This is a genomic window from Streptococcus mitis (assembly GCF_003943905.1).
Taxonomy (GTDB): domain Bacteria; phylum Bacillota; class Bacilli; order Lactobacillales; family Streptococcaceae; genus Streptococcus; species Streptococcus mitis_BC.
The window spans coordinates 62,126-87,505 of record NZ_RJNS01000004.1; the positions used below are offsets into that span (position 1 = coordinate 62,126).

Genomic DNA, 25,380 nt, shown 5'->3' on the forward strand with positions numbered 1-25,380 from the left:
TTATTGTACCAATAAGGAGAATTATGGTCAACTATCCACATAAAATTTCATCTCAAAAGAGACAAGCACCCCTGTCACAAACTAAAAATTTCGCAAATCGGGGAATGTCTTTTGAAAAGATGATCAATGCTACGAACGACTACTATTTGTCGCATGGGTTAGCTGTTATTCACAAGAAACCGACTCCCATCCAAATCGTACGTGTCGACTATCCCCAACGAAGTCGAGCCAAGATCGTTGAAGCCTACTTTAGACAAGCTTCAACTACTGACTATTCAGGGGTTTATGATGGATACTACATCGACTTTGAAGCAAAGGAAACCAGGCAAAAACATGCGATACCGATGAAGAATTTTCATCTCCATCAGATCCAGCATATGGAACAAGTCCTTGCCCAGCAAGGAATCTGCTTTGTACTCCTTCACTTTTCTTCTCAGCAAGAAACCTACTTATTGCCGGCCATTGATTTGATTCGTTTCTATCATCAAGATATGGGACAAAAGTCAATGCCACTTGGATATATTCGAGAAAATGGATATAGGATTGAGCCTGGTGCTTTTCCTCAAATTCCCTATCTCGACGTTATCAAAGAACATTTACTAGGTGGTAAAATAAGATGAACAAACAAACTTTCCTGCGAATAGCTAAGTATGTCAGTATCTGCCTTTTGACCTTATTTATCGCAGCTATTATGCTAGGCGGAGGCCTCTTTCTCTACTATGTGAGCAAGGCTCCATCCCTATCCGAAAGCAAGCTAGTCGCAACGACTTCTAGTAAGATTTATGACAGCAATGATGAACTTATCGCTGATCTTGGGTCAGAGCGCCGTGTCAATGCACAGGCTAATGAAATCCCTACGGAGCTGGTCAATGCAATTGTCTCTATTGAAGATCATCGTTTCTTCAGTCATCGAGGAGTAGATACGATTCGTATCCTAGGCGCTTCCTTACGAAACCTTCGTGGTGGGGGTGGTCTTCAAGGTGGTTCTACCTTGACACAGCAGTTGATTAAACTAACCTATTTCTCAACGTCAACATCTGATCAAACACTTTCACGTAAGGCACAGGAAGCTTGGCTAGCCGTTCAGTTAGAACAAAAAGCAACCAAACAAGAGATCCTAACTTACTACATCAACAAGGTCTATATGTCCAACGGAAATTACGGGATGCAAACGGCAGCCCAAAACTACTATGGTAAAGACCTCAAAGATTTAAGTCTACCTCAATTGGCTCTCCTAGCTGGAATGCCCCAGGCTCCAAATCAGTATGATCCCTACTCTCATCCAGAAGCGGCACAAGAACGCCGAGATCTGGTTCTCTCCGAGATGAAGGGACAAGGTTACATTACAGCCGAACAATACGAAAAAGCCATTAACACTCCTATTACAGACGGACTTCAAAGTCTAAAATCTGCTAATAGCTATCCTCCGTATATGGACAATTACCTCAAAGAAGTGATTGATCAAGTCGAACAAGAAACAGGCTACAACCTTTTGACAACGGGAATGGAAGTTTATACCAATGTTGATCCAGCCGTTCAACAACGTCTCTGGGATATCTACAATACCGACGAATACGTTAATTATCCAGATGATGAGTTGCAAGTAGCTTCTACCATCGTTGATGTCACAAACGGAAAGGTGATTGCCCAGCTAGGTGCACGCCATCAATCTAGCAATGTTTCCTTCGGTATGAACCAAGCTGTCGAAACAAACCGCGACTGGGGTTCAACCATGAAACCCATCACAGATTACGCGCCAGCCTTGGAGTACGATATCTATGACTCAACCGCTTCGGTTGTTCACGACGTACCATATAACTATCCTGGCACCAACACACCTGTCTACAACTGGGATAAGAGTTACTTTGGAAACATCACGTTGCAGTATGCTCTTCAACAATCACGGAACGTTACAGCTGTAGAAACCTTGAATAAAGTCGGTTTGGATAGAGCCAAGACCTTCCTAAATGGACTCGGTATTGACTACCCAGATATGCACTATGCCAACGCGATTTCAAGTAACACAACCGAATCTAACAAAAAGTATGGGGCAAGCAGTGAAAAAATGGCCGCAGCCTATGCTGCCTTTGCCAATGGCGGTATTTACCATAAGCCAATGTACATCAACAAAATCATCTTTAGTGATGGTAGTTCAAAAGAGTTTTCTGATTCAGGAACACGCGCTATGAAAGAAACAACCGCCTATATGATGACAGAGATGATGAAAACGGTTCTAACCTACGGGACAGGACGTGGAGCCTACCTATCATGGTTACCACAAGCTGGTAAGACTGGTACATCAAACTATACAGATGATGAAATTGAGAAATACATTAAGAACTCTGGTTATGTAGCTCCAGACGAAATGTTTGTCGGCTATACTCGTAAATATTCAATGGCTGTCTGGACCGGTTACTCTAACCGACTTACTCCTATCGTTGGTGATGGCTTCTACGTTGCAGCTAAGGTCTACCGTTCGATGATGACCTATCTCTCAACTGATGATCATCCAGGAGATTGGACCATGCCTGAAGGTCTTTACAGAAGCGGGGAATTTGTCTTCAAGAATGGAGCACGCAATACGTGGACCCCTTCATCATCTACACAACAAAGTTCTACATCTGAAAGTTCTAGTTCTACATCTGAGAGTTCGACTTCTCAGTCAAGTTCAACTACTCCAAACACAAGTCAAACGCAGACGATTCCTCAACAATCAGGCACTGCACCTGCTGAGCAAAACCAACCAAGTCAACCGCAACAATAAGCAAAATCCTGAGAAGTAAAATTCTCAGGATTTTTATTCTTTATAGCTCAATAGTTTATCCCAACAGCACCATAACTCTTTTAATAGTTTCTCTAACTATTATAGAGGTTATGGAGCTGTCTTTTCACTTTCTCTTGATGCTAAAATTTGTCAAAAGCAAAGGTAATCAGAAGCTATTCCTTTTTCCCTTTTGCGATAAATAGAGCAGATAGAGCTAAACTTACGCCTGCTAGGAAGAGAGCTGTGTCAGCTTTGCTTTCACCTGTTGCCGGAAGCTCCTTCTGATCATCATGTTTAACTTCTGGAGTCTTAGTATCAGCGAGTAGACTTAAGTTCAATTTGTACTCTGGTTTTTCAACTGTCGGTGCTGGTTGGTCTCCTGCTGTACCAAGTGGACCTGTGTACTCTGGTACTTCATGTACTGCTGCTTCTACCGCGTTCACACCACCTGTAAAGTCCAGTTTCTCGACCGTCGGTGCTGGTTGGTCTCCTGCTGTACCAAGTGGACCTGTGTACTCTGGTACTTCATGTACTGTTGCTTCTACCGCGTTCACACCACCTGTAAAGTCCAGTTTCTCGACCGTCGGTGCTGGTTGGTCTCCTGCTGTACCAAGTGGACCTGTGTACTCTGGTACTTCATGTACTGCTGCTTCTACCGCGTTCACACCACCTGTAAACTCTAGTTTCTCAACTGTCGGTGCTGGTTGGTCTCCTGCTGTACCAAGTGGACCTGTGTACTCTGGTACTCCATGCACTGCTGCCTCAGCCGCATTGACACCACCTGTGAATTCAGGAACCTCCAGAACTGGTGGTTGCTCTTCACCCTTGCTTGATTGAACCGATTCTTCTGTTAATGCTTGATGGAAGCTTGCCAATTCATAAAACTCAGCCTTGCCACCTTCCCAGACTAATTTGACGTCTAGAAGAGAGCCACCATTTCGGATAGCGAAGGTTTGGAGACTAGATGTAATGGCACCGAGGTCTGTCCAACTGTCTTGGCCATCCTTGAGTGTTCTAGCAAGAACACGTGCTTTCGCTCCTTCAGGAAGACTGGAAACGAGACGAAGGTGGTTGGCATTGGTTGGCTCAGATAAGTGATACACCAATTCGCCCTTGTCTTTTTCAGACTTGTAGCTGGTCAAGACTTTGCCGTCTACAAGATTATTGTAAAGATTACCTTGGCTTTCTCCACCGTTTCCTTCTACTGTTGGATCATTGATTGGTTTGACAAACTCACCATCGTTGATGACCAATTCTGTAAAGCCTACAAAACGAGCATCATAGTCTGCAGTATAGAGAACACGGAGATAGTTGGCTTTGACTGGTGTCGTCAATTCACCCTCGATATAGCGATTTCCTGGCATCTTAGAATCATGTGTCCAACCATCTGTCAATGAATCATCGTGTTGACTATTGGCCACACCATCTCCTACTGTCACGACATCTGTCCAAGTTTTACCGTCTTGGCTGACTTGGATCTTACCATCACGAAGATAGTTTTGAGTTCCGTCTTGGATGTAGGCTCTGATTTTCTTAATCGTGCGTTCGCTACCAAGTTTCAAGGTTACATGACCATCTTTATGGGCATAGTCTGAAAACTCAACGAAGTTGTTGTAAACACCGTCAAATAGTTGATCTAGGTTGTTCAGTTTACGAACATCATTGCTGCCGTATGTTGGATGAATGCCCATAGTTGTAGATTCTAGTTTGGTTGGTTGTACTTCTTTGGTTGTCACAAGGAGAGAAGTGGCTGTCACAGCTTGTTCCTGATCCGTTTTGTTGACCAGACGAACATAACGTACCAAGTGGGTTGCGACAGATCTGTCTTTCAACTGGCTAGCTGACGTCCACTCTTGCGCATTTGCAGAATACTCTAGGCTAAGAGCAGGGTTGGCTTGGCCTTGGAGCTGGATGCTCTTGATCTGATGGATACGGTCAAGCTTCATTCCTAGATAGCTATGAGCAGGGAGTTTGGTTCCAGCTGGAATTTGAAGTTCGTAACTGCCTAAGCTATCCACTACTGGTGTTTCCTTCAAGGCGTCTACGTTGGTGTCCGTTAACTCACTGTTTCCAGAGCGTGTCTCAACAGAGAAGTCTTGGATACGCCACCAGAGGTCGAGTGCCTTGGTATTGCGGACTCGGATGTAACGAGCATTAATAGCTCTGGTCACTTCCTTGGTTTGTTCTCCTGATAGGCGATCTAACTCTTGCCATGCAGTTCCATCTGTAGAGTACTCAAGTACACCTGCGGCAAGCTTATCACCCGTCCCTTGGCGAAGTCGTACTTTAGTGACTGACTTGACTTCACCGAGGTCAAGTTGTGCCCAGGCATCTACTGGTGTCGTATTGCTACCGTCAGCATTTGCCATCATGGCTTCTGTATTGTCCTTGCCATCAGTGATTTGACGGGCTGAGGTATTTAGTTTGTAAACTAAGTTTGAGCTTAGACTAACTGTCGTTGCTTGTTGGCTACGAGCTTTTTCAACTGGACGGTTAACTGCAATTTCCTGAACTGCAAACCAAGTGTTCTCGCGGTCTGCTGTCGCAATCATGCGAACTGCCTTGGCCTTGATAGTGAGATTTTCAAACTTAAGAAGGGATTCATTTCCAACATAGCTTGGCTCTTTCAAGGTTACCCAGTTATCGTTTTCATCTAAATACTGCACTTCGGCCTTACTAAAGGTATCACGTGGATTTGCCTGCGTTCCCATTGCAAAGGTCAAGGTTTGGATCGCTACCGGCTTGTTGAACTTCATACCAATATAATCACCTGTCTTGATGCTGTTTGGTGATTTAATAATCGCATGGGTTGCCAAGTCGCCATCCGTTACTTCTGCTAAACCACCTTCTACACCTGTTCGATTGGTGATAAAGGTACTGATGATTTGGTCTGGGTGCAAGACTTTTTGAACTTCAGAAGCTAGGACTTCTTTCAGGGATAGGATAAATGGACGAATGTGTTGAACACCCAATTCAGCCTTTTCCATATGGTCTACATAATGGAAGGTATGAGTTTGAGACTGTTCATAGAACTTCAAGCCTTTATAGTAACTGTCCCAAAGCTTAGCAGCATCGTTTGTAGCCATAGCTTCTGTTCCTGTAAGGAAGGCATCGAGGGCATTCATTTGATCGATTGCATTATCCAACCAATAGTGGATTTGCGCTACCATCTTTTGGTCGCCCGATGCTTTATAAAGTTCTGCTGCTTCTTTAATTTTGGCAAATTCAGCTCGCAAGGCTGCACGTTCTGCAGTCACATCCTGACCTGCTTTGAGCTTAGTCATGAAATCTGTCAATTTAGGAGCTAAGTCTACAGATTCTTCTAGTTTGACGACACGACCATCCATGTTTTGGTTAATCATGTGCTTACCAAGTTCACGGAAGGCTGCTGATACCTTGCTATCTTCAAAATGACCATTTTCTACAAAGTTGAAGGCAATGTCATTGATTTTCTTAGCTTCTTCTTCTGATTTCCACTGTTTCCATGAGTATTGAGCTCCGGCAAAGAGGGCAATCTTAGATGGTTCAGACTGTTGCATTGGGTTCAACATGATACCAGATAGCAAGCTAGGATCCACATTTGGATGAAGGAATTTCTCACCACCACCTAGAATCAAGTGCTGTTTAGAGTTATCTGTTACAGGCCAGTTAATCCAAAGTGAAACTGGGCGATAGGTCTTGCCACCTGCGGATAGATTGTTCTTGAGAGTTGAAAGGAAGCTTTCAGAGACTTCACCCCAAATCTTACCACCCGTCAAGGTCATGGATGTTGAACTTGGGAGATTTTCATTGAGGGATTTCAACTCATCTTCACGTCCATTACCCCAATACTGACCAGGAACAAAGATCATTTCTTTACGAAGACCACTGTAGGTTCCCTGCATTTCTGTCAACCAATTGGTCATATCTTGCATCAAGCGGTTGTAGCTATTGTAGCCTCCGACAGGACTTGGTGCATCATCTGCAAGGATACCAAATTCGCGGACACCCACTTTCATCAGCTGGGTAAATTTGGCCTTGATGGTTGCTAAATCTTCTTGGTAATGTGCTTCATTGCCAAAGCGGATGCGGTTGTTCATGAATGGATGGATAGTCCAGACATAGCGGGTTTTACTTTGATTTCCGACACGAGCAAGTTCACGGATTTCAGCTAGTTTTTCTTCTGGATAGAGTTCACGCCATTTCTTGTTGTGGTATGGATCGTCTTTTGGTGCAAAGAAGTATTGGTTCAATTTCAAATCGCCACCGTAACGCATGAGCTCTGCACGATCGGCATTAGACCATGGATTTCCATAGTAACCTTCGATGAAACCACGATTCTTGAGCTCTGCGTAATCTTCCACCGTCACATTGCGAAGAACTGGAACTTGACTTTCCTTGAGCATATGTTTCAAGGTTGTCAAGCCATAGAAGACTGCATCTGTATCTTTCCCGACGATAGAAATCGAGTTATCCTTAATGGTCAAGGCATAGGCATCAATCTTGTCAAAGAGACCTGCTGAAACCTTAGACAAGTTTTGTTCTGCTTGTGAACCTTGTCCATGCACTCCAAGATAGATATTGGTTGCGCCTGCAACTGCGGATTTACCAGTTGTATAAGATACTTGATTATCCTGCAAGACACTCTTCAAGCGATTGCGAGTATAGATATCGAGTTGATCCCCCATGACCAGATTGACTTGCTTACGAAGAGCCGTAACACCTTCGCCATAGGTCACTTTTTGTGGAGTTGGGAAGACCTTGTACTCTTTCTTGAGATAGTCTGCGCTCTTGCTGGCAGCTGCAATGCTGTCTTCACTAGCTGGTTTACTTGCAGTGAATTGATCCGCCAATTCAACTGTTCCATCACCTGTTTGCTCTACTTTTGGTTTTTCAGGTGTAGTTGGTTTTTCTGGTTGACTTGGTGCAGGCGTTTCTTGCTCTTCTTTGACAGGTTTCAATAGATGAACTTCAGCAGCACTTGCAAAACCACCAACGCCTTCCAATACTTTTAACTCAATCTTGTTGGTATGTACTGCCGCGAAGTTAACCGATTTTTCTTGGGCATTGTTGTCCCAGTTTCCTTCTGAAACCTTGACCATTTGGCCATCTTTTTGTGCGTAGATTTCGTAACGAGTAACGACACCATTTCCACCACCTGGACGTGGGAGATAAGTCAAGCCATTGACTTTTTCTGCTTCTTTCAAGGTCATAGTAAGACTGTATGGCGCAGTGTCACCAGTCCATTTAGTATGCCAGAAAGTATTTGGATCATTGTCAAAGGCCTTTTCAACAGCACCTTCAGTCGCGTTTCCTGGAAGTTGCTGACTGCTTGCGGTTGCAGTAATCTTATCATTTGAAATCAAACGAGGATTTACAAATGGTTTGTCTGACAACTCTGCACTATGCAAGATTCCTTTGAAGCCACCGATTCTTTCAAGCGGTAGAACCAGGCTATTGTGGGCAAAGCGAGGGTGGGCTGGATTTGTGATACGCTCAATCTTTTCACCATCCACATAGACTTCGGTTGACTGTGGTTTGGTTACGATGGAGATTTGATAACGTTTGTTCTTTTCAAGTTTTTTATTGAATTGAATATGGAACTGTTCAAATTGATAAGCAAGGTAGCCATCTTTATCAGCTAGATAGATACGGTTGTCCCCACTTGTTGAGAAGGTTTGTTCCCCGTCTCCAGTGACAGTTACATCAAACTTCAAGACATGACTTGGACCAACATCACCAGCTAAGCCTTCGATACTGCTGTCTTTCTCAAAAGCCAATCCTTGCTCGCTTGTCTTCACCTTCTTGCTCGCATAGTTCTTGACTGTTTCAGGATTGATGGTAAACAAGTCGCTTTGATCAATCTCTTTATCAGGATTTGACTGTGGCGCATAAGGGCTCGTTGGTAGGGTGCGTTCTGCAAAGGTTGCAGCTGCACGGTCAGATCCCCAAGTGCGCTCCGCAGTGGTTTGCATGCTCTTGAAGAAGCGTTTAAAGATATCATAAGAGGTCAAACCTGTCTCATGAAGGTCGATATTGTCGTTCCAAACCGCATGACCTCCTCCGATAATACTTGGATGAGACGATTCTAGAAGCGGACCTCCACCTGTTCGGAAGTCGTTTGGTGTCCAGCTATTGTATTGACGCTCATAGTTAGCATAGTCCCCGTAGGCTGCTTGACTATTGCTTCCACTTGGCACACTATAGGTCGGTACATCTGTGATGTTGATAATCTTAGCTCCCTGAGCAATGGCTTCATTTGGTCGTTGCCAGCTAATACTCCAGATATCAACTTCTACTCCGTTCCAATCAACCGCTGTTTTACCTCGTTTCGCACTGAGCGAGCCCCAGATACGAGGGGTATAACCTTTTCCTTTAATGTATTTGATAAGGTCATTGACATAGCGGCGATAGCTTTCTCTGCTGCCATAGTATTCATCCGTTCCAATATGAACAGTGGACACGCCATGAAGCGGTGCATCTGGACCATCGAGGAGTTTGTCATAGACGGATTTGACAAATTTAAGAGTTTCTTCGTACTTGTTATCCAAGTCTAGCATAGCAACTCGTTCGACATTGTGCTTGCCTGCGTAATCACTAAGACTTCCTTGATACATGAGATCGGGACGAACCTTGACAAATGACAGAGCGTGTCCTGGTGTATCAATTTCTGGCACTAGGTTGATATGCAAGGCCTTGGCAAGTTTAATCAGATTTTGCATTTCTTCCTTGGTATAATGCTCATCTGATGTCAATTTTTGACCATTCTTACCGACAATATCTGTCTCCACACGGAAACCAGTTTTGGCATGTTCAAGAACATACTTGAGTTGTTCTTCTGGTGTTAAGCTCTTACCTNCCAAGTGTTCCTTAAGGAAGATATAGTTATCGTTGAGGTGCAACTGCAAGTCGTTCATCTTGTAGTAAGCCATGTTGAGCATGATGTCTACAAGAGTGTCGTAAGGGATAAATTTACGACCTGTATCTAGCATAAAGCCACGGTGGCTGAAACTTGGGAAATCGCGAATTTCACCATTTTGTAGGTCTGTTTCTCCCATTTGAAGAAGAGTACGAGTGGCGTAGAAGGCTCCTGTGTTTGTGGCAGCTTCGATGGTAATCACATCATTTTGGATAGTGATGCCATAGCCTTCTTTACCATAACCCTTGTTTTCAACTTTTTTAAATTCGATTCGTTTTTGAGCTTGCTTGTTACCTGTTGCTAGTTCCAATCCACGGCTTGCAAGGTCTGACTGGTAGAAGCTTGCAGCCTGATCAAAGCCCGAATCTCCTGTCGCAAGAACTGTATCTGAAGTGATAGAAGATTGACCTTCTTTTCCATACCATTGTTGAACAGCTGGTGCTACTTTTGGTTTTACACCCACACCCTCGTCCTGATGTAGCCCCTTGATGACTACTTCAAATTCCTTAGTGAAAGTATGGCTGTCTTTGATTTGTTGCACCATAACCTTAACGCGTTGATCTGTCAGAGGTTTATGGATACGATTTTGAAGGTCAATTACACCTTGTTTATTGCTTCCGATGAGACTAACTTCCCCTGATAGGCTAGGCAAGACAAGAGACTGTCCATCTTCTGCTACTGTTAGTTCTGTCACTTGGCGGATATCCGTTACCTTACTATGGTCCGGAACGTTAGAATAAGCTCGAATTTCTTGGATTCCAACGTTTCTCCAGTTCATGGTTCCCGCTTGGTAATCATTGACCTCAAGTTTGAGATACTTAGCTTGGATGCTGTTAGCTAAATCAACTTTCTCATCTAGAACTGGATCTCCAGTCTTTGTATGAGCTAGTTTCCATTGTTTTTCTCCACTAGCGTTCACATCTTCTTGGCCTGCGTAATAGAGACTCCAAGATTTGATATTTGGGTCATTTTGCCCATTACGAAGACGACGATCCCAGTCAATTTCTACATGTTTGATGAGAGTAGTTTTTGGAAGAGTTAATTCGAAGGTTGGTTTTTCAATATTTTGATTAGTCGCCCAACGGGTATCTGGATTACCGTCCACTGCCTTATCAGCAGTATAAGGAGTGCCAGTTTCATAGTTATTAGCCTGAGCAGTAGCACCTTCAAGATGGTTCACATCTTCTCTATCTTCGATTTGCTTTTCAGCTGGTTTTGGTGCGGGCGTAGCAGTTTCAGCTGGTTTATTGTCAGGTTTTGTTACCTCTGCTGGCTTGGGACTTGCAGGACTTGTCTCAGGTTTTGCTATCTCTGCTGGCTTGGGACTTGCAGGACTTGTCTCAGGTTTTGCCTCTTCACTTGTTGCAGGATTGGTTCCCTCATCAGTCGCTGGAGTTTCTTCATGACTTGCTTCTGTTGCAGCTTCTGCGTCCGCCTTTTCAAGCGCAGCGGCTAAATCATCGGGTAACTTATCCAGTGCTTGAACATGGGTGATGCTTCCCTCTGTTTCTGAAGGTGCTGCCGTTTCTGCTGCCTGAACCATATTGGCTCCAAAGATACTAGCACCAATCATGACGGAGGCTGCACCGATTGCAAATTTTCTTATACTATAGTGACAGCGTTTCTCAAAAAAATGTCTATCCATCTTTCTCCTATTCCTTTCATCCGCATACATGAGTAAGCGGTATCATTTCTCCTTTGAAAAAAGGAGAGAACCAAGAGGTCCTCTCCAGGTGTTTGATTCATTTTCCGACCCTGATTTCTATAGAGTTCGAGTCATTTATCCAAACAAGGTAAGTATAGTATAGAATAGAATATCTATTCTTTTTTACTTTTAGCAGCATAGAGGGCTGCTGACAATGCTAGGCTGATTCCTGCAAGGAAGAGGGCTGTATCAGACTGCCCTGCTCCTGTTTCTGGAAGAGCCTTCTTGCTTTCTTCATTTTTCAGAGTATCTTTAACTTTTGGAGTCTTTGAATCAGCTAGTGGAGCTGGTGTTAATTTATACTCTGGTTTCTCAACAGTTGGTGCTGGTTCATCACCTGCTGTACCTAGTGGGGCTGTGTACTCTGGTTTTTCATGTACGGCTGGCTCAACTCCATTCACACCACCTGTGTATTCTGGTACTTCGTTTACCACAGCTTCAACTCCATTGACGCCACCTGTGTATTCTAGTTTCTCGACGGTTGGTGCTGGCTGGTCGCCTGCTGTACCGAGTGGGCCAGTGTACTCTGGTTTCTCATGTACTGCTGCTTCAACTGCATTGACTCCACCTGTGTATTCTGGTACTTCGTTTACCGTAGCTTCAACTGAATTCACACCACCTGTGTATTCTAGTTTCTCGATGGTTGGTGCTGGCTGGTCGCCTGCTGTACCGAATGGACCAGTATACTCTGGTTTTTCATGTACGGCTGCCTCAACTCCATTAACACCACCTGTAAATTCTGGTTTGTCAAGAACTGGAGGTTGCTCTTCACCCTTGCTACTTGTAGGAGCGTCTGGTTTCGTAGCAGAATCTTTTAATTGATTGAGATAATCTGCAAAATATTTCACCATTCTTTCAGTCAAGAGATGGTTATCCGTCGCATATTTCATGCTCGCCTGAACTCCGGCCACTTCCTCTTGATTTTCTTTGTCTGTCAATTTTTGAGCCTTAGCTAAAGCTGCTTCATAGCCTGACAAGTCAAGAGGTGTTTCTGCTACTTGTGGACGAGTAAAGATGAGTTCTGCTGCAGATTGATATTTATCTCCACCATCTCCGTATGTCTTGGTACCAGTAAGGACAATCTTCTTAGCCTTGATTGTCTTACCAAAGTCAATATCTTTTGGTTTATTGTTATCTGGCCAGTCCATCGCAGTGAAGGTGTGCTCCTTGCCAGACTCATCTGTGACAACCAGTTTCACATCTCTCAAGTTACCGTTTGAACCTGAACCCCGTGGTATATAGCGAAGTCCTGTGATTTCAGTAGGCTCTTTCAATACCATGGTTGCAGGCTTGCCTACATCTCCACCATTCCAAGATGTATGCCATAGGCTAGATAGATTTCCATCAAAGGCATTCTCTAGGCCTTCACCTGGTTGGGCAGGCGCATCCAAACTTGCAAAATCTTCTGCCACCAAGGCTGTTTTCTTCTGAACCAAGGCATTCTTCAAGGCTTCAATCTTGGCAATCTCTGCACGCGCTTCTTCCACACTGATATCATCATCTGCCTGACTGAGGTTAAAGACCGCCTCTTTCAAAGCATCCATAGACTCTTTCGTGTAGTTGGTCATGGCAACCGTTGGCAAGTAGTTCTTCAGAGCATTTTCTGTCAACATCTTACCTGTTAGGGTAATTTCTTCAATGTGAAGATTATCCATCATGAAGTCGTTATAACCACGGAAGTTGGCATTTCCACCAGCATCTCCACGAGTATTGCTTGCATTTCCTGTTGAGTAGATACCTACCCAAGTATCGCCTGTTTCTGCACCTGTCACGAGGAAGGTTACTTTCTTGGCTTTCTTAGAATCTGTCCAAGTATTTGGCAATTCATGCATTTCCAAGTCGCTAGCTTGACCACCACGACGACCTGACTGGAATTCTCCCTTACCAACTACAAAGGCATAGGTATTGTCTGAACCTGCTTCGTATTCAAAGGTTACACGATAAGTTTTACCAGCTTCAAAACGGAAGTTTTGTGGGATGGTTTGGTAAACCAAGTTACGACGGCTAACCAGTCCATTGGTCTTGAGTGACCAATTTCCTTCGATAACATCATCGACTTTCTTACCATTCCAACCACGCTGTGTATACGGATCGTGTTTTTCAGACAAGTGAGTGCGGTTGTCTTCGACGCCTTCGACACCACCCACTACAAATGGGAAGATTCCTTGAGCAACATTTTCAAAGTCTTGTTTGAAAGTTCCTCGACCTGTATCATGCTTGTCTCCGTACATGCTTGAATTATTTTCAAAGGTACGAATTTCATCGAAGTAAGTCGCTTCATCACCAGCTTCACGACTCAAAGTAAGAGTAACATTTGATACATCTGAACCAGTTGTAAAGAAGGCGTACATATTTTGGAAGTAACTTGTATCGTCAACTGTAGCATTATCACGTCGTGTATTGTGGGCGTAGGCCTTCACATAGTTGAGTGCGAGAGACTTATTGGTATAAGTAGTCACTTCTTTTTCACCAGTATTCACTGTGATACTTGCCTTAGCATTACTACGGTTATCAACACCGACATAAACAGCATACTTGGTATTTGGTTTCAAGCCTGTCAGTTTCTGAGTAAGGCTGACCTTGCTCTTATTGCCTTGGATACGAAGCATTTCATTTGCGCCTTGTGATTTGACAATTTCTGCCTTAGAAGCATCACCAGAAATGGTCCAGTGTTTCAAGGTTCCACTGTTAAATCCTTGGTCATAGATATGCATGCCTTCGCTCCATGACATTTCAGGATTGGTTTGTTTTGAACGGTAGAGAACGTATGGTTGATTTGCTAGAAGGTCTAGGGTAATCTTACCATCTTTTACAGTTAGTTCTTGCTCTTCTGTCTTACCTTGGTCAGTTAGCTTGTAAAGGTAAACCTTGCTATTTGCCCAATCACTCGGAAGTGTCCAAGTTGTTGCACCAGCTTGCGTATTGAAGTAGTACATCTTTTCCTTATCAGCAGGAAGTTTCTTACCATTTGCATCCCAGTTCCAAGGAGTCAAGTAAGCTGAGCCATCTTGGATGACACGTCCGTTGAGCGTTACTGTACGTTCGCGGTATTGCGGGCTATTGACATCGTTTGACTTACGAGTCACAACAATCTTGTTACCTGCTGCATCGACTAGCTCAACCTTCATTTCTGGAGTCCATTTATAGGTGCTACCGTTATCAGACATGGTAACTGGTGTACCATTTTCCCATTTACTTACAGTGAAGTGTTGGAAGTACTTAGTCATGACATCATGGGCAAAGAGGTTAGTCACGTAGCCATTGTAGTCGCTTCGTCCTTGCCAGCCTTCAAAGTCTTTCATGCTGTAGCCGCCTAGAAGTGGGTAGTTGGCTGCACCACCGTAACTTCTGTAATCCCCAACCCAAGAATCTTTTTGGTGGTTGCGGATAAAGCGGGTGATAGCACTGTTGATACCTTTATTGGTGTAACCACCATAGGTCAAGTCAGCTGCCCAGTGTTGGAAGGTAGAGTCGTATTCACCACCATGACCCCACTCGATTGCAAAGCGCCAGCCTTGTTTATTGATTTCTTTGGCAAGAACGTGGGTAGCCCAAGCACCGTTATCACCTGATTGACCATTGCCCCAAACGTCCACATAGATAAAGTCGAGACCGTCACCAAGTTTTTTCTTCAAATCTTCCCAACGTGCCAAACGGCCATGAGCTAGGTCATAAGCCGCATCAATGTTGATACCTTGGTCTAGCCAGTTCCATCCGTAGCTGTAGCTTCCATCTGGATTCTTACGGAGAATTTTTTCATTGAAGTATTTAGACTCAGGATAAGTCTCAGAAGCGTTAACATGGATACCTAGATGAGCTCCATATTTCTTCGCTTTTGCAATCAAGGTCTTGAAGTCTTCAACACCACCAATACGTTTACCAATATCAGCATAGTTCAAGTGACCAGAGTCATGTCCCTCACTACCATATCCTTTAAGGAGAACACCTTGACCAAGACCATCTGTATGGAGATTAATCTTCTTGATACCATCCAGGGTCATGAGGAATGGGTTTTGTGCTTGTGAACCAAAGTTCATCGCGATACGATAAGCTGTGATATCCTTGACTTTTTCCCAACCTTGAGGGTTGTTCATAATGCTACGATAAGCAATGGCTCCATCCTGCCAGTCGACTTTCTTGTCTGCGTTGGCATCTTCAGTGATAACAACCTTGGCACTTGGAAGTTCCTTGGTGTATTCTGGGAAGACAATGCCCTTATAAGCTTTTTCCCATTGCCATTCAGAACTATGAATTCCTACATAGTTGGCATTTCCGACTGTTTCTTTGTAAGCTGTTAAGCGAGTCCAGTCATAAGAACCACCACCGTAACTGTTTTGAGAGTTGCTCCAGACCCCTGCAGCAAGCTTATCTGTAGAAACAAATCCATACATGTACCCCTTGGCCAAGTCTTTCATTGGATTGGTTACATCGATATGATCATCTCCGCTGACATGGGTATTGTTTGACATAGTTGCCCCATCAAACTTAGCACCAGCTTGGTCACTTGACACAGATACTAAAGCATTGCCAAGGAAACTAATAGAAGAAAGCAGTTTTCTTTCATCGTCAATCTTTTGACCTGGAGTGACTTGATTGTGGTTGACAATCTTGGTCACATCAAAGTGCAACTGATTATCCACAACCTGCAAACGAACCGTCATGTCTGCATTGATTAGATTTTTCTCATCACGGAGTTTCATCAAGTACTCTGCAGTTGTCTCATTGATTTTTTTGTAGGTAACTTCAGGTGTGACTTCGTGTTTGTTGATAAAGACTTTATTGAATTGTTGGACTTGTCCTGGCAAGGTATGCCCATTCAAGCTGTATTCTTTAATACGTGGGAAGGCTTGGTCAATCACTGCCTTGAGGACCTTAGACTGAATAGTGTCATAAGTTACCTTGCTATCATCAACCACAGCTCCTGTTTCTTTTTCAGCAGGAGTATCCTCTGTTTTCACACCCTCTTGGTTATCAGTTTTAACGCTAACAACTGTTCGCTCATCGCCATAAGAACCCGCCTTGAGAAGAATCTTCTTCTCATTTTTAAGATGGTCATTGACCGCAGCTGGTAGAGTAACTGTGTCAAAGAGATTAACATCGTTATTGCTGGCATTTAACTGACCATCTGACTTGAGAGTGATAGATAGACGGTTTGTTGATCCTGTTTCAGGGGCAGCGACACGACTACCTCTATACCAAGTGCTAGCTGTTGGAGATTTATACTCCCAGAACCAACCTTCCTTGTCATAACCAACAAAAACATTGTTCTTGGTATCTTTAAATTTCAAGAAGACACCAAAGCGTGATTTGCCCTTTTCAGAATCATCTTTGAAGGTTAAATCAACCGTCGCATTTCCATTAGCGTCAACTGTCAATCCTTGTTTTTCAAACAAGGCTGGTTTATCGCCATTGTCGTTCTGTGCAGTTGAAGACAATTGATTGTAGCGGACACCTTTTTCTTCACGAACCGTAACTGTTCCTTGTTGCTCTTTATTCGCTACTGTTTGCCATTCAGGGGTTACTGTCTTAGGGGTTTCAGGTTTAGCAGCTTCAGGTTTATCCTCTTTTGGTTTTTCTTCAGCCGGTTTTTCTTTCTCTTCCAAGTCTGCTGGTTTCACACTTGAAATTCCCTGCATGTGGTCCTGGATCCATTTTAGTTGAGCTGGTGAGAAGAGAATGCCTCCGCTCCGTTTTCCAACTACACCATTTTGATGAACACCGACGAGTTTTCCTTCTGTATCAAAGATACCACCACCACTAGCACCTGGATGACTACCTTGATAACCGATCCCTTTTACGCCCTCACCGTAGGATTCGACTAATTCAACAGTTGTATTGAGCACTGGTGATAATTTTCCAGTTGGATAACCAAAGACATGAAGTTTATCTCCGATTTTCTTAACTACTGGCTTTTTGGTTACTTCAACAGGCGTATTTTCGAGAACTGTTCGCAATCGAACAAGAGCCAAATCATTCTTGTAGCCTTTTAGGAAACCTTCACGATCCCAGTGAATAATGTCTTTTTTACTAAATTTAACATCTGGTAGTCCTGGATAGGAAATACTGTAGATATCCCCTTCACCATTATCATTGTCAACGACCTTGCGATTATTCCCATCTGGAACATCTTTTATAAAGTTATGTGAAACAGTTAAAACAAGATTTTCGCCAATGACAATCCCACTACCTTCACCTGATGGTGTCTTGATTTTGACAGTTGCTCCGTAGTTTAATTCACCATTCTTTGTTTTAGCTACATCTTCTGGAACGAGATTCCCAGTATCTTTAGCTAATTGATCCTTGTCAACTTCTTTCCCTTTATCTTCAGCCTTGTCTAATTTGCCCTCTAAGCCTTCTGGTAACTTATCTGAACTAGCTGGTTTTTCTTTTTCAAGTGCTAATAGTTCTTCTTCTGTCTTAGGTCCATCCGTAACTTCTGGAGACCCTTGGTCTTCTCCCGCCTTTGGCGCTTCAAAATCACGTCCATCATTCTCTTTTGCTGTTGCAAGAGCAGCAGCTAGATCCGCTGGTAAATTCGCTGTGGAGCCAGACTGCACGCTATCTGCAAGAACTGTACTTGTCCCAAAGAATGCAGCCCCAATCATAACAGAAGCAACACCTAATGAAAATTTCCGAATACTAAATTTACAGCGTTTTTCAAAAAATCGTTTATCCATGAACTCCTAAATCCTTTCATTTTTGAGTAAGCGTTTACATTCTTTTTTTAAAAAATACTCCTTCCTCTGAAAGTGCAATGCTTAACCCTGATAAATAAAAATAATTACGCTTTTAATATAACAAATAATGGCTGAGAAAGCAATAGGAAACAAGTAAAATTAACGAAAATTTTCTCTATTCTGAGAAAATAGGCTCCAAATTTAGAATCTTTCTTTACAAATGTAAAAAAGGATTCAGCATTCAAGAGAAATACTAAATCCTTTCTTATATTTTACAACAGTTATTTCACATGTTTTACAAGATCTTCTTGAGCCTTTTTATTTGACTCTTCTTTTTCTTTCATCCATTTTTCTTGGGCTTTTTGATATTCTTCTGCTGTCACTGGTTTATCTTGTACATCAAGGTATTTATACAAGAGGGCTTCGCTCGTACCCTTGTTACCAGAGTATGCAAACGGAAGCGTAAATGGTACCATCTTAGACAACATTGGACGACCAGTTTTAGAAGTTGTTGGGATGATCAAGGCACTGTCGGTCAACCAAGCTTGGGCTGCAGCATATTTCTCATAACGTTTTGAAACGTCACTCACTTCTTCCCCGGCTTCTACAACCATTTTTTCGTAGTCTTCCAAACCAACTTGCTTAGCTGCAGCGTTGTTTGTTCCAGAGTCAAATCCTAGGTAAGTCTTTGTATTTTCTCCGACAGATGGCTTGATGATATCAAGGTAAGTAGATGGGTCTGCAAAGTCTGGAGACCATCCCACATTATCTGAGATATCCCAGTCTTCTCCAGCTGCAGTTTCAGCAAAGTAAGTGATATTCAAGACATCATCTTTTTGAAGTTGTTGGATATCGACAACGACGTTCTCTGACCCTAGAGTAGCTTCAAGCGATTGTTTGAAGGATTGAACACGTTGGACTTTCGTCGTGTTTGTTTGGTCTACTGGCATATCCAAGTGGATTGGGAATTTCACACCTTCTGCTTGAAGAGCTGTCTTAGCTTTGGCAAATTCTGCTTTAGCCTTATCTGCGTTATAGAGTCCATCCTGAGCATCAGCTAAGTTCACATCCTTCCACTCGTCTCCATAAGTCACCAATTTTTCTTTGACCAACTCACCAAAGTTTTTGCCATCTGCTTGAACAAATGTAGGTGGGACAAACAAGTTACGAAGCAGTTTAGTTGCACCACTTGCACCGTTTACTTGAGAGGCATAGGCGGTTCTATCAAAACCAAAGGCAAGAGCTTGACGGAAATCTTTGTTTAGAAGAGCTTTCTTGGTTGATGTTTTTTCTTCATCCGTTGTCTTAGAAGTATACTTATAAGACTGGCGATCAATATTAGTACCTACTAAATAAGTAGTAGAATCTTGTTGTGTGTAAACAATATTATCTTTAAATGCTTTTTCAGTCTCTGGGTAGCTAGCGCTTGTTGGGAAGAGACGGGCCATAGTGAAACTTCCATCCTTGAAGGCTTCAGCTGGTTTGTTGGTATCTTGACCATCCCAGAATGATAATTTAACCTTATCAAGATGAACATTGTCCTTATCCCAGTAGTTTGGATTTTTTTCAAACTCAACAGAAGATTTAGCTACGATAGATTTGAGCAAGAATGGTCCATTGTATAGGATGCTACTTGGATCTGTTCCTTTAGCGAAATCATCCCCTTTAGAGTTTAAGAACTCTTCATTAACTGGTGCCATTACACCCATCGTTGTCTTAGAATTCCAGAAGCTTTCTGGTTTGTTCAAAGTGTACTGAACTGTCTGATCATCCAGAGCCTTAATTCCTACTTGTGAGAAATCTTTGATTTCCCCTTTTACATAGGCGTCCAATCCTTTGATCGATTCTTGAACTAAATAAAGACCATCAGATTTTTTATCAGCAGCATATTTAAGTCCTGTTACAAAGTCTTGAGCTTTGACTGCCGCGTATTCTTCACCTTCAGAAGTATACCATTTTGCATCCTTACGGATAGTATAAGTGTAAGTCAATCCATCCTTGGATACAGACCAATCCTCAGCCATAGATGGCACAAAGTTACCATAGCGGTCATTTTCAAGCAATCCATCAATCACATTACTAGTAATGTCAGCAGTTGCAGCCTTACCAGTTGTTAAGTAGTTGAGATTATCTGGGTCTGTTTCATAGATATATGAGAATGTCTTCTCTCCTTTAGCGCTCGAACCTGATCCAGAGCATGCAGCTAAAGTAGTAGCCGCCAATAAGGTTACACCTGCAAGAGCAAATAGTTTTGAACTTTTCATCATTTTCTCCTTTAAAACTTTCTATCTATTATAGAACCTTTTCAGAAAGATGTCAACAGAATTTTCAGAATTTTTGTGTTAGTTTGGTATATTCTGAAAAATACTTTTAAGGATATTCTAAAGTAATAACTATTCGTCTCTCTTGCGCTTCACTAACAAAGTTTATACCGAAAAAGGTTTCACTAAAAACCGATTTTTCTATATTTTTGATATAATTAAGTATAAGAACAATCAAGGAGAAAGATATGATCTTAATTACAGGTGCCAATGGTCAACTCGGCACAGAACTACGTTATCTGCTAGATGAACGAAATGTAGACTATGTTGCAGTGGATGTGGCCGAAATGGATATCACTAATTCTGAAATGGTTGAAAAAGTATTTGCTGAGGTTAAGCCAACTCTAGTCTATCATTGTGCAGCCTACACTGCTGTTGATGCAGCCGAAGATGAGGGGAAAGAACTGGATTTTGCCATCAACGTAACTGGAACTGAAAATGTAGCCAAGGCCTCTGAGAAATACGGAGCTACTCTCGTCTACATCTCAACAGACTACGTCTTTGATGGAAAGAAACCTATCGGACAAGAGTGGGAAGTCGATGACCTACCTGATCCACAGACAGAATACGGACGTACCAAGCGAATGGGAGAAGAACTTGTTGAAACCCTTACGTCACAGCATTACATCATTCGTACTGCTTGGGTTTTTGGAAATTATGGAAAAAACTTTGTCTTTACCATGCAAAGCCTAGCCAAAACACATAAAACTCTCACCGTTGTCAACGACCAACACGGTCGCCCAACTTGGACACGTACACTGGCCGAATTCATGACCTACTTGACTGAAAATCAAAAAGAGTATGGCTACTACCACTTATCAAATGACGCAGCCGAGGACACCACTTGGTATGACTTTGCTGTCGAGATTCTTAAGGGCAGTGATGTTGAAGTAGTGCCAGTAGACTCTAGCAAGTTCCCTGCTAAAGCTAAACGCCCCCTCAACTCAACCATGAGCCTATCCAAAGCCAAGGCGACAGGTTTCGTCATCCCAACCTGGCAAGATGCCCTTAAAGAGTTTTATAAACAAGAAGTAAGAAAATAAAAGCTTACTACATACATAAAAAGCAAGAGACCTCGAGTTCTCTTGCTTTTTTAGTATCTGATTATTTAATCACTTGTTGCGTTTTAGCATAGTTAGCCTCTACTGCTTCTTTTTCAGATTTCCACCAGTCTTGGTTATCTGTGTACCACTTGATGGTCTCTTTGAGACCTGCTTCAAAGTTGGTAAACTCTGGCTTCCATCCTAGTTCATCACGGAGCTTGCTAGCATCGATGGCATAACGAAGGTCGTGACCAACTCGATCGGTCACATGGTCATAAGCGTCAGCAGGTTGCCCCATCTCCTTGAGAATGAGCTCTAACACTTCCTTGTTATTCTTCTCACCGTCCGCACCGATCAAGTAAGTTTCACCGATTTGACCCTTGGTCAGAATCGTCCAAACGCCTGATGAATGGTCATTAGTATGAATCCAGTCACGGACGTTCTTGCCTTCACCATAGAGTTTTGGCTTAATGCCACTCAGGATATTAGTAATCTGACGTGGGATAAATTTTTCAATATGCTGGTAAGGTCCGTAGTTGTTTGAACAGTTAGAAATAGTCGCTTTAACGCCAAATGAGCGTACCCAAGCTTTGACAATCAAGTCTGAAGCTGCCTTGGTTGATGAGTAAGGCGAGCTTGGATTGTACTTGGTTTCAGCGGTAAATTTCTCACCTGGACCTTCCCCATGACCTGGCAAATCTTCACGCAGAGGCAGGTCACCATAGACTTCGTCAGTCGATACATGGTGGAAACGAATGTCATATTTACGAGCCGCTTCTAAAAGTGTGTAAGTTCCGATGAAGTTGGTGTGGATAAATGGACTCGGATCATTGAGCGAATTATCATTGTGGCTTTCTGCCGCATAGTGAACGATAGCATCAGATTCAGATGCCAGCTTGTCCACCAACTCAGCATCAGCAATATCTCCAACAACTAACTCAACACGATCGCCTAAAATCTCTTCAATATTGGCACGATTACCCGCATAAGTCAGCTTGTCCAGCACTGTCACATGGACATCTGAAAAGTTATTGTAAACATAGTGGACAAAGTTAGAACCGATAAAACCAGCTCCACCTGTCACGATAATTTTTTTGTATTCAGTCACATTGTTTCCTCATTTCTTAATATTTTGCACAGATAAGAATTCGGTAATTTCATTATAAAAAAGTAAACCACACATATATAATTCATATGATACAATGCCGCTAAAACAAAAGTATCTAATAAAATTAAAAGCAAAATCGAAGATGCAATCATTCAGTTGGCCAAATAGAATAGAATTTGATAATGGAATAACGTATAATATATATATAATAATTGGAATTAGTAATACTAAAGATATTTTTTTAAGAAGATTAATTTCTTCATATTCCTTGACAGTATTTTGAAAAACTTTTCTATTCTCGTGTAGTCCAATAAAAACTATTAAGAAAGCAGAAACGCCTATAGATAGACACTCTGTCCATTGAAAAATATTTTCTTCTTTTGTCAAAGTTGTAATTGTAGAAACCAAAGATAGTAAAAGTATGGATAACAAAAATTCTAGCATTATAGTTTTCCACTCATAAGATTCGGTATATTCTTTTTCCTTCATCTATAAATTCTCTCTTACAAGTCTTCTTTTTTGAGCGGTTTGACATCCTTAAGTAGAGGATGGTGTTTGTCTGCCTCTGAAACCTCAGCTTCCGCTAGGTTTTCCCACTCAATTCCCAAGGCTGGATCAACATAGTTGACAAAGGCATATTTGGGTTTGAGTTCAAGAGCCCAGTAGTCATTGACCAGATAGCTATAGGAAACTGTATCCGAGAGGACTTGGAAACCATTGGCGACGCCACGAGGGACAAAAATTCCCTTACTAGCATCAATCTCTGTCTGGTAAACATTCCCAAAAGTTTCACCCTCACGCAAATCAACCCATGTTCCTAGAACCTTCCCATTATCTGCAACAGAGATATACTTGTCCCAAGGTTCAGCATGGAGGCCTCGAAGAACATTTTTGCGAGAAAAGCTGACGTTATTTTGCAGTTTCCCTTCAGCAAAGAAGCTTTCAGGAAAGCCAAGTGGTACCATCTTTTCCTTCTGAAAATTTTCCTTAAACCAACCACGATTGTCACCATGAACGGGAATGTCAAACTCTAGCAGTCCTGGTATAGCATCAATCTTGCGTACCGCAAGTGTTTTTCCAAAAAAATTATCTGTCATCTAGACTTCTCCAATCAAACGGAGCAAATATTGTCCGTATTCATTCTTCTTCAGAGGTTGCGCCAACTCTAGCACATCTTCACGACTGATATAGCCCATGCGATAGGCAATTTCTTCCAAGTTTGCAACTTGAACATTCTGCATCCGTTGAACTGTTTCGATATACTGAGAAGCTTCTAGCAGGCTTTCATGGGTTCCCGTATCCAACCAAGCAAATCCTCGCCCCATCAGCTCAACAGAAAGGTCACCACGATCTAAATAAGCCTTGTTGATATCTGTAATTTCTAACTCGCCACGTGCACTTGGTTTAATGCCTTTAGCAATTTCTACAACATCATTATCATAGAAATACAGACCTGTCACGGCATAGTTGGAGCGAGGACGTTCTGGTTTTTCTTCTATGGAAATGGCATTCATGTCTGTATCAAACTCGACCACGCCAAAACGCTCTGGATCCTTCACTTGGTAGCCAAAAACAGTCGCACCTTTCTCTTTATTGGCTGCCTTTTGGAGCATTTTGCTCAATCCAGGTCCATGATAGATATTGTCGCCCAAAATCAAGGCAACACTATCATCACCTATAAATTCTTCACCGATAAGAAAGGCCTGAGCAAGTCCATCTGGACTAGGCTGTTCCGCATAGGAAAGCTTGATCCCAAATTCGGAACCATCCAAGAGCAAATCCTTAAAACGGGGTAGATCTTGAGGAGTTGAGATAATCAAAATATCTCTAATCCCAGCCAACATCAAGGTTGAAAGTGGATAGTAAATCATGGGTTTGTCATAAACCGGCATAAGTTGTTTAGATGCAGCTCGAGTCAAAGGATACAAACGTGTCCCCGAACCGCCTGCGAGAATAATACCTTTCATAATAGGGTACCTTTCTTTGTTGTTTGCGCTTTTATTTTACCATGTTTATAGACCAAAATCACACCTCACATTTATATTCAATTTTATACATTTTTTATAAATGATCCATACGATTAAATAAAAATTAGGCTTATCAATAATTTTATGTAATCACAGTATCAAGTTGCTATTTAATTACTCAAATAGGCTTTATAAAGCACCTGAACAAAATTCGAATTCTTTGTTATTGCAATTTTTATGTTTTACTTTGTATTCATCGGAACCAGACAATAATCTAAGGCTTCTCCATTCGGGAAGACAATCTTTTTTGCTTGTCTCTTAATCTCTTTATTAAGTGATTCAATCAAATTTGTGAAGTAAACATTAACTCTAATGTGTTAAAAAGTGAATAAAATTTTCACTATTATCAAGTGTTGCCATGACTTTCCTATAACATTGTTTTCAATATTCTATTCATTTCTCTCTTACTGAACGTCTTCTTTTGAAGCGAGGAATTTTAGTTCCACAGGATTAACTACTGTACTTCCTGCCGGGACATCATGTAAAACCATCGTACCTGCTCCAATTTTAGAGTTTGCTCCAATTTTTACATTTCCCAAGATAAATGCATAGGCTCCTATAAAACAGTTCTCCCCAATGATAATTCTATCATCATCGTTTTTAATCCCTAATGTTACATGATGTTGTATAGTCACATTATCCCCAATGATAGCATTGCTACTTACAACTGTTCCCATCCCACGATGTTCAAAATTAACGTTTTTCCCAATTTTAGCTTTACGTGGGCACTCAAAACCATATAGAACTCTGAGCAGAAAAACTCCACCCTTAAACTTTCTACTCCAATTGTAAATAAAATAAAATAATTTCATGATTTTCCTTTTCTTTGCTTAGCAA

Annotated in this window: 12 protein-coding genes; 3 read left to right on the forward strand and 9 right to left on the reverse strand. The window is 42.2% G+C overall.

Annotated elements, in window-relative coordinates; translation table 11 throughout:
• The first annotated feature begins 23 nt into the window (after positions 1-23).
• Together recU and pbp1a are read left to right on the forward strand one after the other, a co-directional pair.
• The gene (gene recU / locus D8854_RS07690; protein WP_125450430.1) at positions 24-620 is read left to right on the forward strand and encodes a Holliday junction resolvase RecU; all 597 of its coding nucleotides are present in this window, start codon (positions 24-26) and stop codon (positions 618-620) included.
• A complete protein-coding gene (pbp1a, locus tag D8854_RS07695; RefSeq protein ID WP_125450431.1) occupies positions 617-2,764 on the forward strand; it encodes a penicillin-binding protein PBP1A in 2,148 nt (715 codons plus the stop codon). Before recU ends, pbp1a begins: the two co-directional genes overlap by 4 nt.
• A 173-nt stretch (positions 2,765-2,937) precedes the next feature.
• Here pbp1a and D8854_RS07700 read toward each other — a convergent pair whose 3' ends face one another.
• The 3 genes from D8854_RS07700 to D8854_RS07710 form a co-directional block, all read right to left on the reverse strand.
• Positions 2,938-11,307 carry an SIALI-17 repeat-containing surface protein gene (locus D8854_RS07700; protein ID WP_125450432.1) on the reverse strand — a complete coding sequence of 2,790 codons (8,370 nt, stop codon included), beginning with the start codon at positions 11,305-11,307 and terminating at the stop codon, positions 2,938-2,940.
• Between the two features lie 173 nt (positions 11,308-11,480).
• Positions 11,481-18,044, reverse strand: a complete 6,564-nt coding sequence (locus D8854_RS07705; RefSeq protein WP_125450433.1) for a SpGH101 family endo-alpha-N-acetylgalactosaminidase — start codon at positions 18,042-18,044, stop codon at positions 11,481-11,483.
• Between the two features lie 281 nt (positions 18,045-18,325).
• Positions 18,326-20,308 (reverse strand): peptide ABC transporter substrate-binding protein, encoded by a 1,983-nt coding sequence (locus D8854_RS07710; protein WP_125450434.1) that lies wholly within the window; start codon positions 20,306-20,308, stop codon positions 18,326-18,328.
• 245 nt (positions 20,309-20,553) lie between these two features.
• Between D8854_RS07710 and rfbD the strand changes: the two genes are divergently transcribed.
• On the forward strand, positions 20,554-21,408 hold the full coding sequence (gene rfbD, locus D8854_RS07715) for a dTDP-4-dehydrorhamnose reductase (protein WP_125450435.1): 855 nt from the start codon (positions 20,554-20,556) through the stop codon (positions 21,406-21,408).
• A gap of 61 nt (positions 21,409-21,469) precedes the next feature.
• On the opposite strand, the gene rfbB is transcribed toward rfbD, so the two are convergent.
• The 6 genes from rfbB to D8854_RS07745 all read right to left on the reverse strand — a co-directional run bounded on the left by rfbB (position 21,470) and on the right by D8854_RS07745 (position 25,355).
• Positions 21,470-22,516, reverse strand: a complete 1,047-nt coding sequence (gene rfbB / locus D8854_RS07720; protein ID WP_125424852.1) for a dTDP-glucose 4,6-dehydratase — start codon at positions 22,514-22,516, stop codon at positions 21,470-21,472.
• Positions 22,517-22,525: 9 nt separating this feature from the next.
• Positions 22,526-23,005, reverse strand: a complete 480-nt coding sequence (locus tag D8854_RS07725) for a hypothetical protein (RefSeq protein ID WP_125424853.1) — start codon at positions 23,003-23,005, stop codon at positions 22,526-22,528.
• Positions 23,006-23,019: 14 nt separating this feature from the next.
• A complete protein-coding gene (locus tag D8854_RS07730) occupies positions 23,020-23,613 on the reverse strand; it encodes a dTDP-4-dehydrorhamnose 3,5-epimerase family protein (RefSeq protein ID WP_125424854.1) in 594 nt (197 codons plus the stop codon).
• Positions 23,614-24,483: a glucose-1-phosphate thymidylyltransferase RfbA gene (gene rfbA / locus D8854_RS07735; RefSeq protein ID WP_125424855.1), complete on the reverse strand. Its 870-nt coding sequence runs from the start codon at positions 24,481-24,483 to the stop codon at positions 23,614-23,616.
• A gap of 242 nt (positions 24,484-24,725) precedes the next feature.
• Positions 24,726-24,830: a hypothetical protein gene (locus D8854_RS07740; protein WP_185755556.1), complete on the reverse strand. Its 105-nt coding sequence runs from the start codon at positions 24,828-24,830 to the stop codon at positions 24,726-24,728.
• 117 nt (positions 24,831-24,947) lie between these two features.
• Positions 24,948-25,355, reverse strand: coding sequence for a serine O-acetyltransferase (locus D8854_RS07745; RefSeq protein ID WP_125424856.1), 408 nt, complete (start codon positions 25,353-25,355; stop codon positions 24,948-24,950).
• Between the last annotated feature and the right edge of the window lie 25 nt (positions 25,356-25,380).

Coding starts and splice junctions, on each gene's coding strand:
- pbp1a (WP_125450431.1), top strand. CDS start 617: ATGAACAAACAAACTTTCCTGCGAATAGCTAAGTATGTCAGTATCTGC.
- recU (WP_125450430.1), top strand. CDS start 24: ATGGTCAACTATCCACATAAAATTTCATCTCAAAAGAGACAAGCACCC.
- D8854_RS07730 (WP_125424854.1), bottom strand. CDS start 23,613: ATGACAGATAATTTTTTTGGAAAAACACTTGCGGTACGCAAGATTGAT.
- D8854_RS07725 (WP_125424853.1), bottom strand. CDS start 23,005: ATGAAGGAAAAAGAATATACCGAATCTTATGAGTGGAAAACTATAATG.
- D8854_RS07710 (WP_125450434.1), bottom strand. CDS start 20,308: ATGAAAAGTTCAAAACTATTTGCTCTTGCAGGTGTAACCTTATTGGCG.
- rfbD (WP_125450435.1), top strand. CDS start 20,554: ATGATCTTAATTACAGGTGCCAATGGTCAACTCGGCACAGAACTACGT.
- D8854_RS07705 (WP_125450433.1), bottom strand. CDS start 18,044: ATGGATAAACGATTTTTTGAAAAACGCTGTAAATTTAGTATTCGGAAA.
- D8854_RS07745 (WP_125424856.1), bottom strand. CDS start 25,355: ATGAAATTATTTTATTTTATTTACAATTGGAGTAGAAAGTTTAAGGGT.
- rfbA (WP_125424855.1), bottom strand. CDS start 24,483: ATGAAAGGTATTATTCTCGCAGGCGGTTCGGGGACACGTTTGTATCCT.